Raw genomic sequence first — 15002 nt, forward strand, 5'->3', positions numbered from 1 at the left:
AATGGTCTTGTCCCGCCTTCCGGGCCTGCCCGTAGCGGGCAAAGCCTTCCAAATCTTGCTTCTGTTGCCCTCTAAACCGCACTCCTCTCGCCTTTTATCACTCTCCGGCTTTCTTGACGCGGCCCTGTTAGTTCCTCCTGGTTGACTTTCAACGGTCCGGGCATCATTACATAATTCATTTTTTCGTCCTCCCTTTGATACAACAATATTCATTGCTCTATTATCGTTACTTTCAACCGATGGAATGCGCAATTATCGCCCTCCGCCAGTTGAATCCTGAAATTATACAATCCCTCCTTGTGAATTTTAATCTGAGCCGAAGGAACACTCCAACCATTTGAGCTTTTGTTATCAGAATCAATCGGCTCAACGGGAAAAACCGCTTCCACTTTGCCGTTAAGCAGCAACTGCACTTTACATGCCGCCGCTGTAAAACACTTCAAAACCGCTTCAATCTCATATTTACCAGCGCAAAGAGGGACTTCTTTTTCCGCAAAACATCCGTTTCTTAATATTAAAATCCCTTCCCAGGGAACAGAAGTTTTATCCGCCTTAACCACAACCGGAAAGTCACTTCCCGCAATCAAATTGTATGAATGCTCCGCCTGCCATTTTAAAAACTCCAGCGATTTGATACCTGCCTTGATTTTTTCAATAATCTTGGAGTTTCCATAATAATCTTTAAAAAGGTCTTCCAGCGCACTTTTGGCTTTTTCCAGAATTTCCGCAATGTTTTCCGTATCCAGCCATTCCGCGGGCAGCCGTCTGACTTTGAATTTCAGGGTGTTATCCGCGTCAAGGTAACGCATCCAGTTCAGATATATTTGGACGGCGGCCGGGTCAATTTTTCGATCTTCCCTGATAATATTCAGCAGGGCAAAATCTTCCAGCGTCATGTCCGGGTTCCAGGCAAATTCTTCATAAGCGCGGAGCCGGTGTCTCCATTCCTCGTATTTCAAGCCCCTGATCTGGACGCCTGCGATGGCGTTGCGGCTGAGCGAGTTGATCGCTTTCCTCAGATACTCCTCAAGAATTTCCTCGTCAGCGCCCGTATGGCAAAGGAACCAGTCTTCGCGCGGCGCCGAACGCCGCAAATTCCAGAGTTCCGTATAACCCCAGCCGATCATGGTTATATCGCCGAATTCTCCGCGCCGTTTGGCGATCAATTCGGCGCCGGCGGCGCGATAAAACCAGAGCTTCATGTCCGGCTTGATTTTCCGGGCCGTATCCGCCATGATTTTAAAATACTCATACCCCAGTTCCAATTCGCGTCCCTTGCATTTGGGGCACTGGCAATAATGATCCATGTGTTCGCCCATTTCACAACCTATGCCGTCCAGCAAAGGATAACGGCTTACTATCTCGCGGATATATTCCTCCCAGAATTTTTTTGTGTCCGCATTGGACAGGCAGACCCAGCGGATCATTCCGCCGTCCATTTTATCCGGATCAAAGCAGGGCGTTTTGACACATGGAATTATCACCTGATCCATCAGTTTGGTTTCCAAGTCAATTTGGTGCGACCGGCTTTCGGCGCAACTTTTATCCATTGCGTAGTCGCGGAACGGAACCTTGAAAAAGAGCCAGGTTTTTACGTGTTTTTTTTGCGCATAGGCCAGCATGTCCGGCATGTATTCGTTCCGCACGTTCGGATGCAATTCATTGACCAGTTCGGGATGGCGAGCGGACTTGAACCCGATCCCGGCATCAAGCGTAAAAGACCAGTCCAATAGATGGTTCAGCTTGTGTCCGCTCATCCAGTCTATGAATTCTTTATAGCCGCCTTTAAATTCCTTTTCCCATTGCCCGGGATAAATATAGCACGGTCCGGAAAGAAAGGCGGCGATACTGCGATGTTTGAAAGCGGGCCGGTTCAATACCGGCAGAAACCGCGTGCCGATCCCGAATATTTGCCATGTCCCGTTATCCTCGTAAATCCTGTTCTTGATTGTCTCAACGGCATAACTCAGCCCCTGTTCCGCGTTGGCGGTTATAATCAACGCGCTTTTGCCATTGTATTGCGCGCCATAAACCAGGAATCCCTGCTCGCCCATATCGGAAGGAAACAATGTCAAGGCGCTCAAAACCGCCATTTTGTATTTCTTTTCCTCCGCGCCGCTTATCAATATTTCATCGTTCCTCAGAATGTCCCTGATCAGCGCCGATTGATCCAGAAGACCGATAAGGATCGCGGGCATCTCCATTCCCGTATCATTCTCAACCACCGGTATTTCCGCGCCGCTTATTTCCCTGATAAAATCACCTAATTCCCGGACCTGGGCCGACAACTCCTGGTTCCCGGAGTTTTCATTAATCATGCAACAAAGCGCCTGGCGATCTTTTGCCAATTCAAATTGCATGCCTATGTTTTGCATGCCAGCAGGCCGATCGTTGTTTTTTTGGTTCATGTTTGTTCTTTCCTTATGAATCCCGTGCCGCCGTCCCAGACTTCCAGCAGGTTCGCGCCCAGGCGCCAGGCCGGGCGCGTTTCCGGATAAAGATGGTTCATGATCATGGCAATGGTCAGCAAGCGGCTGTAAGTCGCCCAGAGACTGCTTTTGCCCGCCGCCACCGCCGTGGTTTTGGTTCCGAAATAATATGTTTCATTCCGCCGGTGGCACGCGAATCCGCCGTCGATATTTTTGCAAACCATGATGCCTTGCAGACACTTTTGAAATGCGGTTTTGACCGCCTGTTCATGACGCCTGTCCATGAGAGAAAGATTGGATAAAATCATAATTGCGTCGTAATCCAGACAGTCCTCTCCGCCCTGGCCGGTTTCATATCCGAACAGTCCGTCCGCCTGTTGGAGACTGATTGTCGTGCGAATGGCTTCGCCAATACGCAAGACGGGGCGTTTCATGAGGATATAAACCGGATAAAGGTGCATGGCGCCGGCCATGGCGTTGCGCGTTTCGCTTAAGCCCCCGTCATGAAAGCCCGTCTTCGGGTTAATATGTTCATCGCAGAAATCCAGAAGCTCGCGCACGGCCCGCCAGGCTTCCTCGTTTTTTTGATGCAAGCCGGCATTCATCAGATAAGTTGCCGCGTCCATCATCATGTTGCTGGAATACCAGTAATCGGCCAGGTTAAGGCCTTCGCACCATTTGCGCATTTTGCCTTGACCAAGCCAATGACGGATGAAATGAAATTGATGGCGCGGTCTTGCGCCCAAAGCATTGAGAGCAAAGAGCGCGTGGCGCGTCCGGTGCAGCAGTGCCCGGTCTTTCCTATATCCCGGACAAAGATTTTTTTCAGAAATGTCCTCGTCCTCAAACCAGCCGTCCTGGCGCTGGAAGCTGTTTATATGACCGGCCCATTCCCGTTTGTCGTCCGCGGTTAATGCGTCAAAATAACCGATAAAGCATCCCAGCATCGCGGCCAGCGAAGAGGCAATGAGTGAGTCGCCGTTATCCTCGCAAAACCTGAAACGCCATGGCGCGGCGCCCCGCATGGCCTGCAGAAATTTTACGGCGGCTTCTTTTAACGTTTTGGCTTTACCTTGGCTTGATTGTTCCTCTTTTTTCATTCTGTTCCCTGTAATCGGCTTTCACTGGCGGCATGGTTGCGGCCGCCGGACGCCTTGTTTGGGCTGACTTGAGAAATCGCGCGGACGAGCGGAGGATTTCCTGACAATCAATTGAGGCGTTATCACAATATGCCGCGCCGCGGCCTCCTTGTTTTGAATTCTATGTGCGAGCGTCTTCACCAGAGCCGCGGCCACTTTTTCCTTGGGATGCGCAACGGTTGTAAGGGGCGATTCAAGGTAGGGCGCAAAGCTGATATCGTCAAAGCCGACCAGGGAAATATCGTCCGGAATCTTTAACCCCGCTTGCCGGACGGCGGAAAACGCGCCCATGGCAAGCAGATCGCATTGCAGAAAAATAGCGCTCGGCCTATCTTTCATCGCCAGAATTTCCTTCGTTACCTTGCGTCCGTCGTCAAGGTTTGTGCCACACGGCCTGACGAGCGTCTCGTCAAAGGCAATCCCCATTTCAGCCAATGCTTTCCGATATCCCTTGAGCCGGCCCAGTTTTCGCCCCGCGGCAAGCATCGTTGTTACGCAGGCGATCCGGGTATGCCCCAGGGCCAGCAGATGTTTTACGGCGTCGTATCCTCCCTGCTCCATATCCACCGCAACCGAATCAACTCCGGCCAGCCATTCAATTTCATCCCGGATGACGATCGGCAAGCGCGATGCGGCCAGGGATGCGTATGAGTCTCTGTTAACATCGGGATAAGCCGGAACCAAAATCAAGCCGTCAAACTGCTGTTCATATATTTTTTCCAGAAAGCGCCGTTCCCGCAACGGGTCCTCTTCAATAAAACAGGCGAAAGTATCATACCCGCTTGCAAAGGCCGCTTTTTCAATCAAGGCGCTGGTTTCAACATAGATCGGGTTGGCGCTGCTCGGCAGAATAACGCCTATGGCGTTTGTTCTTTTCTGAACCAGACTTCGGGCTATCCGGCTGGGCTTGTAATTCAACCGAGCCGCGACGGCCTGAACACGCAGTCTGGTCGCCTCGTTGAGTTTTGAGCTGTTTCTCATTGCGAGCGAAACCGTGGAAGTGGAGACCCCTGCAATTCTGGCTATATCGAAAATGTTTGCCATAATAACGTTATAATGACAATGCGATATGTTTTTGTTTCGCTGGAAAATTTCCAGTTTAGAACGTTCTAAACTCTTGCAGAAGACATGAAATCATATTTTCATGACCAAGTCAAGCATCATGTAATTTAATGCTAGGAATTTCAAACTTGCCGCAAAAGAGCGCAAAATCGCGGGTAGGAGCCGAACCCCTGTTCGGCGATGCATCTGGTGTTTGGAATCGCCGCATGGGGATGCGGCTCCTACGTCTATCAAATACAGTTGCCCCGCTTTGCGGGCCTAATTGAAGGCATAGGAATTTCAAAGATATATGTTCGTCCGAAAATCCCGTAGGGGCGTCGCTTGACGACGCCCGCCGGAAGGGCTTCGCAAGCGAAGCCCCTACGTCGAACGGGATAATAGTTGCCCCCGATGCGCTTCGCGATCGGGGACCTAATTCAACGTATAGGAATTTCAATGTTGTCTATTTTTTGTAGGGGCTTCGCTCGTCGAAGCCCTCTGAAGGGGCGCGACAAGCACGCCCCCTACATGCGAAAAATAACAGTTGCCGCCTTTTGGCGGCCTAATTGATGCGCACACGTATGCGCAAAATTAAGGTATCATATTTGTCCATGTTTGCGTGTTCTCAAGCAGGTCCTTGATGCGGTTGATGAATCGGGCGGCCAGCGCGCCGTCCGCCAGGCGATGGTCGGAGGAAAGAGTTATCTTCATCATGGAGCGGATTTTTATTTCGTTTTTGACCGCCACCGGCGCGGGAATCACGCTGGAAACCGCCAGAATGGCGCTCTCGCCCGGGTTGATGATGGCGGTGAAATTTTCCACGTTCAGCATGCCCATGTTGGAAACGGTAAAAGTGCCGCCCGTCATTTCGTCGGGCTTCAGTTTTCCGTCCCTGGCTTTTGCCGCGAGGGCCATAACCCGTTCGTGCAGTTCGGTTAAAGAAATGGTATCGGCGTTGCGGATGACCGGCACTACCAGCCCCTCTTTTATGTCAACCGCCAGGCCCAGATGAACCCGTGAATGCCGGCGGATCATTCTGGCGTTTTTTTCGTCAATGGCGCTGTTCACCGCCGGGAATTCCCGCAGCGCTGCGGCGCAGGCCTTCAGGATGAAATCCGTGACCGAGTAAGATTTGTTTTCCTTCCTCAGTGTTTTTCTGAATTCCAGCAGAGCGGTCATGTCCACGGAAACGGTAACGTAAAAATGGGGCGCGGAGGAAAAACTTCCGGCGAGCCGCTGGGCGATGATCTGGCGCATTCTGCTCATTTCCTGCGGTTTTTCGGCCGCCGCTCTCTGAATGTCTTCAACCGTAATCCGGCCGGGTTCGTCGGATTCCATGCCGAGCACGTCAATGTTTTCCTTGACGGCCAGGGCTTTGGCGGCGGGCGTGATTTTTAATTCATCATATTTTTTGGCGGCCAGATAGTTGCGGACGTCTTTTTCAATAACGCGTCCGCCGGGGCCGGTGCCGTTGATCGGTTCATAACTGACGGCGCTTTCTTTTGCCAGGCGTTTGGCGCGCGGGGAGACGGCCTTGGCGGGCGCGAGAGCAGGGACAGGTTGCGGAGCGACGGAGGCTGGCGCGGCGTATTGGTGTATCGGAGTATCGGGGTGAGGAGTGGAAGCTGGGGTTGGCTTTGCTTCTTTACTTGGCTCCGGGGCGGGGGCGGGAACATCAGGAAGAGCCTCGCCGGGCTGGCCGATGAACGCCACGGGCGCCATGACCGGCACGGCCTCGCCTTCTTTCGCCAGAATTTTAAGGAGGGTGCCTTCGGCAAAACTTTCAACCTCCAGCACGGCCTTGTCGGTTTCAATTTCAAACAGGATGTCGCCCTTTTTCACCGGGTCGCCGGAGCGTTTGTGCCATTTAAGGATGGTTGATTCCTCGGCCGTCTGGCCGAGTTTCGGCATTATGACGGTATGGGCCATGTTTAAATCCTCCGCCGCGGGGTGTCTTCGCCTTCGCCCGCCCAGGAAGCCTGGCCGGCATACATGATGCTGGCGGCATAGGCTTCAAAAGGCATGGAATACCAGGTGGTGGCGATCAAGCCCATGGCGCCGGATTCCTTCGCGCGCCGGGCAAAGGAAAACAGATTGTCGGCATATCTCGGAAAATCCGGCAAACCGCGCCAGGAACTGTGGTTCGCGGAAGCGGCCCCGGCGCAGATCACCTTGAATCCATGGTCGCGGTAATACTCCAGGTATGGGAAGGCCCGGACTCTTTTCGGGAATCCGGCGCCGAGGTATTTGCGGAATCTTTTTAAAAACCGGCTTGAAAGTTCATGCGCCATATCCAGCGGCCGCCCGAAATGGTCCAGCATCCGGCGCTCAACCGGGTCCAATTCCTGCAGCCACGCGCGCTGCCAGCGCCGGTCCATCACCTGTCCGAAACCGTCCGGCCGGGCCACAAACATGGCGCTCGGGTGTTTGGTCGTCCAGTATTCCCAATACATCAGAGGAATCGCGCGCGGCAATTGGTCAAGCACTTCAATGTGCCGGCAGACCATGTCGTCCCAGATTATGGGCGTCAGACCGCGGGAAAAAATATGATTCGCGGCCTGGCGGATAAAATCCAGATACAGTTTGCCGATGCCTTCCTTTTTTGCCGTTTCGGCGCAGGCCGGGCAAACACCCAGGCGTCTTGCCTCGTCCCCGCCGATATGGAAATAGTCGCCTGCGCCGTGCAGATCCAGAACTTCGTCCGCCATTTCTTTGAACAGCGCGATGGATTTGGGATTGAGCGGGCACCATTGATCGCGGTGCCTTTCCTCTTCCCGGAGGCCGGAGTAAGCCGCGTGCCGCAGGATAAATTCAACGTGTCCCAGCGACTGGTGGAGGGGAATAACATTTAACCCGAGGCGCCGGGCGCGGGTTATGAGTTCGCGGACCTGTTTTCTGGAAAAGGCGTCCGGCGCCGAGACGATTTTATGTCCGGCGTAGGGAAACCGGTTTGCATACTCAAAAATGACGGTGTTCAGATTCCAGGCCGCCATGGTGTCCAGCAGGGCGAGATGTTCGGCAAAGGTCAAGTGGCGCAGGGCGGGAAAATAAAAGTGCATGCCGCGCATTGGCAGGAACGGGGCGTCGCTGATGGTCTGGCATGACAATACGCCCGGATCAACCTCCGGTTCTTTGGCGTCCCATCTGCAGCAGAAATCGGAGCGGGCTTCCCGGAGCAGTTGTTCCAGACGGCGGACGCCGTATCGCGCGCCGTCCGGATCAGACGCGTAAATTTTAACGCCGCCGCGGCTGATATCCAGCTTGTAGGCGCCGGCCTGCAGTTTTTTCCGGATGACGCTCAGTTTTATCTTGCCGCTTTTTTTCCGGTTGAAAATGGAAAGCCGTTTGGCGGCGTCCGCCGGCAGGGCGATTTCAGATTCCAGTTTTCCAATCTCCGCGATCCGGATGACGCCGCTGCGCGGGACGCGGCTCAATGGCGCGGGACTCATGATGTAATTCATATGCTTTCCTTGTTCAGTCAAAATATGCCGGCTAAAAGAGATCCCGCGCCGCCGCGGCGATATCATTGGCATTTGGCAGGAAAGCGGATTCAAGGATGTGCGACTGGGGCGCAATGCCGTTTTTCGCCCCGACTCTTTTAACAGGCGCGTCCAGCCAATCAAAGGCCTTATCCGCGATGTTGGAGGCTATTTCGCCGGTAAAACTGCCGATGTTGACGCTCTGGCTGGCGACCACGCAGCGGCCGGTTTTGCGGACGGACTGCAGAATGGTTTCCATGTCCAGCGGCACCAGGGTGCGCACGTCCACCACTTCGGCGCTGATGTTTTCCTGCTGCAACAGCTGGGCCGCTTTCAGAGCGTCGTGGACCGCCGGGCCCCAGGCGATGAGGGAAACATCGGAGCCTTCCTTTTTAACGTCGGCCGCGCCGATCGGCAGAAGATAGTCAGTTTCCGGCACAACGCATTTTTGCGGATAAAGCAGCTGCGATTCAACGAACATGATGGGATTGTTGTCGCGGATGGCCGATTTGAGCAGGCCCTTGGCGTCGTAAGCCGTGGCCGGATAAATTATGTACAGCCCGGGAATGTGTGCGAAGACGCTTTCCAGGCTTTGCGAATGCTGACCGCCGTAGCCTTTTCCGCCGCCGACCGAAGCCCGGATCACCAGCGGGATTTCAATGTTGGCGCCCGACATGTAATGCCACTTGGCGGCCTGGTTGCTTATCTGATCGGACGCCATCAGTGTGAAATCCATGTACATGAGTTCCACCACCGGCCTCAATCCGATCATGGCCGCGCCCACCGCGGTGCCGCAGATGGCCGCTTCCGAAATCGGGGCGTTGAAAATGCGGTTGCGCCCGAACGCCTCCAAAAGCCCCTTGGTAACCTTGAAGGCGCCGCCGTAGTCCGCCACATCCTCTCCGTAGAGAAGAACGCGGTTGTCGCGGAGCATTTCCTCGTAAAGCGCCTCCTTGATGGCGTCCTTGTAGCTCAACTCGCCGTTGACGCGTTTGAACTGGAGCTTTTCCTTGATAATTTTTGTCCGGCGGTGGATTTCAGGAACGGTTATGCAGCTTGTGCCGGTGTACATGTATTTAATGACGTCTTCCGCGGCGGGGTCGGGGGCGCCGGCCGCCTTGACCGCGGCGCGCGCATTGCGGTCGCTGACCTTTTTCCGCAGGGCGGCCAGGGTTTCGTCGTCCAGAACGCCGCATTCTTTCAATTGTTTTGAAAACACGGCGATCGGGTCAATTTCCTTCCAGGCGGCTTCCTCATCCCTGGTGCGGTATTCGCTGCGCGGGTCGGTCAGCGAGTGGCCGTAATAGCGGTAAGTGTTCAACTCAACCAGGCGGGGGCCTTTTCCGGCGCGGCAGGCTTCCGCCGCGCGCGAAACCGCGTCGCGGACGGCGAGGACGTCCATGCCGTTGACCACTTCGGCCTGCATGTTGTTTTCGGCGAAACCGGCCGCGCGGCGGGCTATGGCCTGGATTCCGGCCACTTCCTTTTCGGCCCGGCCGGTCATGCCGTAATGGTTGTTGTGAATCACGAAAACAATAGGGAGGCCGAATTTTTCCCGCGCGATTTCATTCGTGAATTGCCCCATGGCCGCCCAATTTAACGACTCAAGGACGACCCCGTTGGCGTAGGCGCCGTCACCCGCGAAACAGCAGACCACCGAGCCGTTTTTAAAGTAACGGCAGCCCAGCGCCGCTCCGGCGGCGATGGGCACTCCGCCGCCGACGATGGCGTTGGCGCCGAGGTGGTTCATGGTAAAATCGGCGATGTGCATGCCGCCGCCGCGGCCCTTGCAATAGCCGCTTTCCTTGCCAAAAAGCTCCGCGATTGTTTTAAAGATATGATCTTCAATGGCGGCCTCCGCGAGCTCCGCGCGCGCGGCGTTTTTCAGGGAAGGCAGTCGTTTTTGGAGGGCCTCGTCCGGCGCCGACCGCAGGGCGGCGCAAACCTTGGCAATGCTGTCGCCGTGGCCGCGGTGGGTGCTGGTGATGTAATCGGTCCATTCCAGTGCGTGGCAGGCGCCGGTGGAAGCCGCTTCCTGGCCGATGGAAAGATGCGTCGGCCCGCGGTAGTTGAAGTCGGGCAAAGGTTCGTAAGCGCCCGACCGCAGCTTGACGATCATTTCCTCAAACTCGCGGATCGCCAGCATATCCTCCAAAAGGGAAACGGCGCCGGCTCTGTCAATTTTTCCGGCGGCGAGTTCTTTCGGCAAATCGCCATTTGCGGAATAGCAATCTATGTATCCGCAATCAATTTTGCGCGGGGAAAAATCGGGCCGGCTGTTGCTGAGATAGTTTGGCACGATGCTTTCCTTTCCGACGCCGTTCAGCGTTTTTTTCTGCCGCGCAAACGCGTTGTGGATGTCCGCGCCGGCAACCGGCGGCGTTCCGATGGATGATTACTCGCGGGCGAGGTCAATTTCCGCCATTATCTTGCCTTCGGCTGTTTCCCGAATGGCGATATCTTCAAAGTCTGCCGACGGGGTTTCAATCTTTATCAGCGGACGCTGGCCCGCGATCAGTTGCCGGACCCTCTTGGAAACCATGTTGATCAGAACCGACGTGTTCGGCACTCTGCGTTTGGCTGCTTCTAATAATTCAATGTTCATATTTTTACCATAAAAAAAACGGGGCATAGTATATATGCCCCGTTTCCTTTTTACAAGAGAAATAAATCGCGTTTTTTTAACGCATTTTATTTTAATACATGTCCATGTCGCCGCCGCCCATCCCGCCGCCGCCGTGGGGCATGGGGGCCGGTTTTTCCTTTTCGGGAATCTCGGTTACCATGCACTCGGTCGTCAACAGTAGCCCCGCGATACTGGAGGAGTTTTGAATGGCGGTGCGGGCGACTTTGGTCGGGTCAATTACGCCGTCCTTGACCAGGTCGGTGTATTCCTGGTTGGCGACATTGTAACCGAAACCGCCCTTGTTCTTTTTAATTTCCGCCACCACAATGGAGGCATCCAGTCCGGCGTTGTTGACCAACTGCCGGATCGGGGCTTCCAGGGCGCGGGTGATGATCTGAACGCCGATGGCTTCGTCGCCTTTGGCGTTGAGCTTGTCAAGAGCCGCCTGGCAGCGCAGGAGCGCCACGCCGCCGCCGGACACGACGCCTTCCTCAACCGCCGCGCGCGTGGCGTGCAGCGCGTCTTCCACGCGGGCTTTTTTCTCTTTCATTTCAGTCTCGGTCGCCGCGCCCACGTTAATTACCGCAACGCCGCCGGCCAGCTTGGCCAGGCGTTCCTGCAGTTTTTCGCGGTCGTAATCGGAGGTCGTCTCCTCAATCTCCTTGCGGATCTGGTTGACGCGCCCCTGGATCGCCGATGTTTTGCCGGCGCCCTCAATAATCGTGGTGTTTTCCTTGTCAATGGTGACGCGTTTGGCCCGGCCCAGGTCTTCCATCTTGATGTTTTCAAGCTTGATGCCCAGGTCCTCGGTGATGCAGCGTCCGCCGGTCAGGACGGCGATATCTTCCAGCATGGCCTTGCGGCGGTCGCCGAAACCGGGCGCCTTTACCGCGCAGCATTGCAGTGTCCCGCGCAGGCGGTTGACCACCAGGGTGGCGAGGGCCTCGCCTTCAACTTCCTCGGCAATGATCATGAAGGGTTTGCCGGCCTTGGCGACGTTCTGCAACAACGGCAGAAAATCCTGAAGGCTGGATATTTTCTTTTCATAGATCAGGATGTAAGGGTCTTCCAGTACCGCCTCCATGTTTTCCGTGCTGGTGACGAAATACGGAGAGAGATACCCCTTGTCAAACTGCATTCCCTCCACCACGTCCAGCGTGGTTTCAATGGTCTTGGCCTCTTCCACCGTTACCGTGCCGTCCTTGCCGACTTTATCCATGGCGTCCGCGATAATTTCGCCGATCTTTTTGTCGCCGTTGGCTGAAATCGTGGCCACCTGGCAGATTTCCGTGTGCTCCTTGACCTTTTTGCTTTGCTTGGCCAGGGCATCAACGACCTCGCCCACGGCGAGGTCAATGCCGCGTTTGATGGCCATGGGATCCGCTCCGGCCGTAACGTTTTTCAGGCCTTCGCGGTAAATGGCTTCGCTCAGCAGGGTGGCGGTGGTGGTGCCGTCGCCGGCGTCATCGCTGGTTTTGCTGGCGACTTCGCGGACCATCTGCGCGCCCATGTTTTCAAACGGGTCGCAGAGTTCAATTTCCTTGGCGACGGTCACGCCGTCCTTGGTGATCGTCGGCGAGCCGAATTTTTTGTCAAGAATGACGTTGCGGCCGCACGGCCCCAGGGTTACCTTGACGGCCCGGCTGAGCTTTTCAACGCCGCGCAGGATGGCCTGCCTGGCGTCCGCGTCATACTTCAACTGTTTGCCTTTTTCTGCCATAATAATCGTTCCTTTCTCTGTTACTATTGGTTTGTTTTTCGGTTATTTCCGGATAACGGCCGGCAGTCATCCCGTGATGATTCCCAGAATGTCGTCTTCGCGCACGATTTGGTATTCCTTCTCGTCAAGCTTGACTTCCGTTCCGCCGTATTTCGGCAGCAGGATCAGGTCGCCCTTTTTGACGTTCATGGGAATCAGCTTGCCGTTATCGTCGTATTTACCGGCGCCGACGGCGATGACTTTTCCCTGCATGGGTTTTTCCTTGGCGGAGTCGGGAATAATGATCCCGCCCTTTTTGGTTTCCTCTTCCTTTTGGGGTTCAACCAGCACCCGGTCGCCCAGCGGTTGAATTTTCATATGTTGTGTCCCTCCTTTGTTTTGTTTTTTTTGTTTTTAATGAGCCTGGCTCGCTGTTCTTTGTTCCGGATTTTATAACCATGAACGCCGAACTTTTCCGCCTTGGCGCAAGGCTTCGGCGGATCAGCCTGCGGCTGAGAACCCGACTTATTTCTTGTCGTCAACCATTTCAAAATCGGCGTCAATGACGTTGTCGCCGTCCTTTGAAGATTTCTGGCGCGGCGGTTCGTCTTTGCCGTTGTTTTCCGTTTGTTCTGAACCGGCGCCGGTTTTGCTTTCCGCGCCCTGGCGCGCGTCGTCTTTTGACCGCGCGTAGAGGTCGGAGGAAACGGCCTGCATTTCGGCGTTAAGCTCATCCATGGCCGATTTAATGGCGGCCGTTCCGCCGTCTTTGACGGCCGCTTTTACCTTTTCCATGCCCGCTTCAACCCGCGCTTTTTTCGCCGGATCAATTTTGGCGCCGTGCTCCTTCAGGAGCTTCTCGGTCTCGTATACGAATGCATCGGCTTTATTGCGGGTTTCAACCTCTTCGCGTTTTGTTTTGTCGTCGTCGGCATGCCGTTCGGCGTCCTTGACCATCTGCTCAATTTCGGATTTGTCCAGTCCGCTGGAGGCGGTAATGGTGATTTTCTGTTCCTTGCCGGTGCCGAGGTCCTTGGCGCTGACGTGCAGGATGCCGTTGGCGTCAATATCAAATCCGACTTCAATCTGCGGCATGCCGCGCGGCGCCGGCGGAATGCCGTCCAGGTGGAAACGGCCGATGGATTTATTGTCGCCGGCCATCTTGCGCTCGCCCTGGAGGACGTGAATTTCCACCGACGATTGATTGTCGGCCGCGGTGCTGAATATCTCGCTCTTTCTGGTCGGGATGGTGGTGTTGCGCTCAATCAGGGTGGTGAACACGCCGCCGAGCGTTTCTATGCCGAGGCTCAGGGGGGTAACATCCAGGAGGAGAACGTCGCGCACTTCGCCCTTGAGCACGCCGGCCTGGATGGCGGCGCCCACGGCGACGACCTCGTCGGGGTTGACGCCCTTGTGCGGCTCCTTGCCGAAGAGGTTGCGCGCCATTTCCTGGACCTTGGGCATGCGGGTCATACCGCCTACCAGCACGGCTTCGTTGATCTGGCTTGGTTCCAAGCCGGCGTCCTTGAGACAGGCGCGGACCGGACCGTGGGTTCTTTCAATCAGCTGTTCCACCAGTTGTTCAAGTTTTGACCTGGTCAGGGACATGTTAAGGTGTTTCGGGCCCGAGGAATCGGCCGTGATGAAGGGGAGATTGATTTCGGTCTGTTGCGAAGAGGACAACTCGCATTTGGCCTTCTCGGACGCTTCTTTCAGCCGCTGCAGGGCCATCGTGTCCTTGGAAAGATCAATGCCGTTGCTCTTTTTGAATTCGGAGATGAGCCAGTTGATTATCATCTGGTCAAAATCATCGCCGCCGAGATGGGTGTCTCCGTTGGTGGCCTTGACCTCAAAAACGCCGTCGCCGATCTCAAGAATGGAAATGTCAAACGTGCCGCCGCCCAGGTCATAGACGGCTATTTTCTCGTCTTTTTTCTTTTCAAGTCCGTAGGCCAGCGAAGCGGCGGTGGGCTCATTGATAATGCGCAGCACTTCCAAACCGGCGATTTTGCCGGCGTCCTTGGTGGCCTGGCGCTGGCTGTCGTTAAAATAGGCGGGGGTGGTTATGACTGCCTGGGTTATTTTTTCGCCGAGGTAGGCCTCGGCGTCCAGTTTCATTTTCTGGAGAATCATGGAGGATATTTCGGGCGGCGAATAAACTTTATCGCCGATTTTCACGTGGACATCGCCGTTTTTGGCGCGAACCACCTGATAGGGAACGAGCGAAATTTCATGCGCCACTTCCTCGTACTTTCGCCCCATGAAGCGTTTAATGGAATAAACCGTGTTGGCCGGATTGGTGACGGCCTGGCGCCTGGCGGCCTGGCCGACCAGCCTTTCGCCGCTCTTGGTAAAGGCGACAACGGAGGGAGTCGTGCGCGCGCCGTCCGAATTCGGAATAACAACCGGCTGGCCGCCTTCCATGACCGCCATACATGAATTAGTGGTTCCTAAATCTATTCCAAGTACTTTTGCCATTATATGGTTCTCCTTTGCCATCATTATAAAGCAGTTTCTGTGCCAAATGGAGAATATTTTTGTATTTTATTGATTAATAATAGGTTGTAATTAAATAAAATTATTTTAACT

General features: G+C 54.8%; 11 protein-coding genes. All 11 read right to left on the bottom strand.

Going from position 1 to position 15002, the window contains the following annotated elements; genetic code table 11:
* Positions 1 to 213 (bottom strand): hypothetical protein (locus PHP98_05975; GenBank protein ID MDD5483182.1); only part of this gene is annotated, 213 nt, incomplete at its 3' end.
* A complete protein-coding gene (locus PHP98_05980) occupies positions 210 to 2408 on the bottom strand; it encodes a hypothetical protein (protein ID MDD5483183.1) in 2199 nt (732 codons plus the stop codon). The genes PHP98_05980 and PHP98_05975, both read right to left, overlap by 4 nt.
* Positions 2405 to 3529 (bottom strand): hypothetical protein, encoded by a 1125-nt coding sequence (locus PHP98_05985; GenBank protein MDD5483184.1) that lies wholly within the window; start codon positions 3527 to 3529, stop codon positions 2405 to 2407. Before PHP98_05985 ends, PHP98_05980 begins: the two co-directional genes overlap by 4 nt.
* A 21-nt stretch (positions 3530 to 3550) precedes the next feature.
* A complete protein-coding gene (locus tag PHP98_05990; protein MDD5483185.1) occupies positions 3551 to 4612 on the bottom strand; it encodes a LacI family DNA-binding transcriptional regulator in 1062 nt (353 codons plus the stop codon).
* A gap of 588 nt (positions 4613 to 5200) precedes the next feature.
* Entirely contained in the window at positions 5201 to 6538 is a 1338-nt protein-coding gene (locus PHP98_05995) for a dihydrolipoamide acetyltransferase family protein (protein ID MDD5483186.1), read from the bottom strand.
* Between the two features lie 2 nt (positions 6539 to 6540).
* A complete protein-coding gene (locus tag PHP98_06000; protein MDD5483187.1) occupies positions 6541 to 8070 on the bottom strand; it encodes a family 20 glycosylhydrolase in 1530 nt (509 codons plus the stop codon).
* A gap of 31 nt (positions 8071 to 8101) precedes the next feature.
* Positions 8102 to 10387: a dehydrogenase E1 component subunit alpha/beta gene (locus PHP98_06005; GenBank protein ID MDD5483188.1), complete on the bottom strand. Its 2286-nt coding sequence runs from the start codon at positions 10385 to 10387 to the stop codon at positions 8102 to 8104.
* Positions 10388 to 10483: 96 nt separating this feature from the next.
* The gene (locus tag PHP98_06010; protein ID MDD5483189.1) at positions 10484 to 10693 is read right to left on the bottom strand and encodes a DNA-directed RNA polymerase subunit omega; all 210 of its coding nucleotides are present in this window, start codon (positions 10691 to 10693) and stop codon (positions 10484 to 10486) included.
* A gap of 91 nt (positions 10694 to 10784) precedes the next feature.
* On the bottom strand, positions 10785 to 12434 hold the full coding sequence (gene groL / locus PHP98_06015; GenBank protein ID MDD5483190.1) for a chaperonin GroEL: 1650 nt from the start codon (positions 12432 to 12434) through the stop codon (positions 10785 to 10787).
* 66 nt (positions 12435 to 12500) lie between these two features.
* Positions 12501 to 12791: a co-chaperone GroES gene (gene groES / locus PHP98_06020; GenBank protein MDD5483191.1), complete on the bottom strand. Its 291-nt coding sequence runs from the start codon at positions 12789 to 12791 to the stop codon at positions 12501 to 12503.
* Positions 12792 to 12938: 147 nt separating this feature from the next.
* Positions 12939 to 14891, bottom strand: a complete 1953-nt coding sequence (gene dnaK, locus PHP98_06025; GenBank protein MDD5483192.1) for a molecular chaperone DnaK — start codon at positions 14889 to 14891, stop codon at positions 12939 to 12941.
* Positions 14892 to 15002: the final 111 nt, after the last annotated feature.

The sequence above is a fragment of the Kiritimatiellia bacterium genome, assembly GCA_028715905.1.
In the GTDB taxonomy this organism is placed as follows: domain Bacteria; phylum Verrucomicrobiota; class Kiritimatiellia; order JAAZAB01; family JAAZAB01; genus JAQUQV01.

Coding starts and splice junctions, on each gene's coding strand:
- dnaK (MDD5483192.1), bottom strand. CDS start 14,891: ATGGCAAAAGTACTTGGAATAGATTTAGGAACCACTAATTCATGTATG.
- PHP98_06000 (MDD5483187.1), bottom strand. CDS start 8,070: ATGAATTACATCATGAGTCCCGCGCCATTGAGCCGCGTCCCGCGCAGC.
- groL (MDD5483190.1), bottom strand. CDS start 12,434: ATGGCAGAAAAAGGCAAACAGTTGAAGTATGACGCGGACGCCAGGCAG.
- PHP98_05980 (MDD5483183.1), bottom strand. CDS start 2,408: ATGAACCAAAAAAACAACGATCGGCCTGCTGGCATGCAAAACATAGGC.
- groES (MDD5483191.1), bottom strand. CDS start 12,791: ATGAAAATTCAACCGCTGGGCGACCGGGTGCTGGTTGAACCCCAAAAG.
- PHP98_05995 (MDD5483186.1), bottom strand. CDS start 6,538: ATGGCCCATACCGTCATAATGCCGAAACTCGGCCAGACGGCCGAGGAA.
- PHP98_05985 (MDD5483184.1), bottom strand. CDS start 3,529: ATGAAAAAAGAGGAACAATCAAGCCAAGGTAAAGCCAAAACGTTAAAA.
- PHP98_06010 (MDD5483189.1), bottom strand. CDS start 10,693: ATGAACATTGAATTATTAGAAGCAGCCAAACGCAGAGTGCCGAACACG.
- PHP98_05990 (MDD5483185.1), bottom strand. CDS start 4,612: ATGGCAAACATTTTCGATATAGCCAGAATTGCAGGGGTCTCCACTTCC.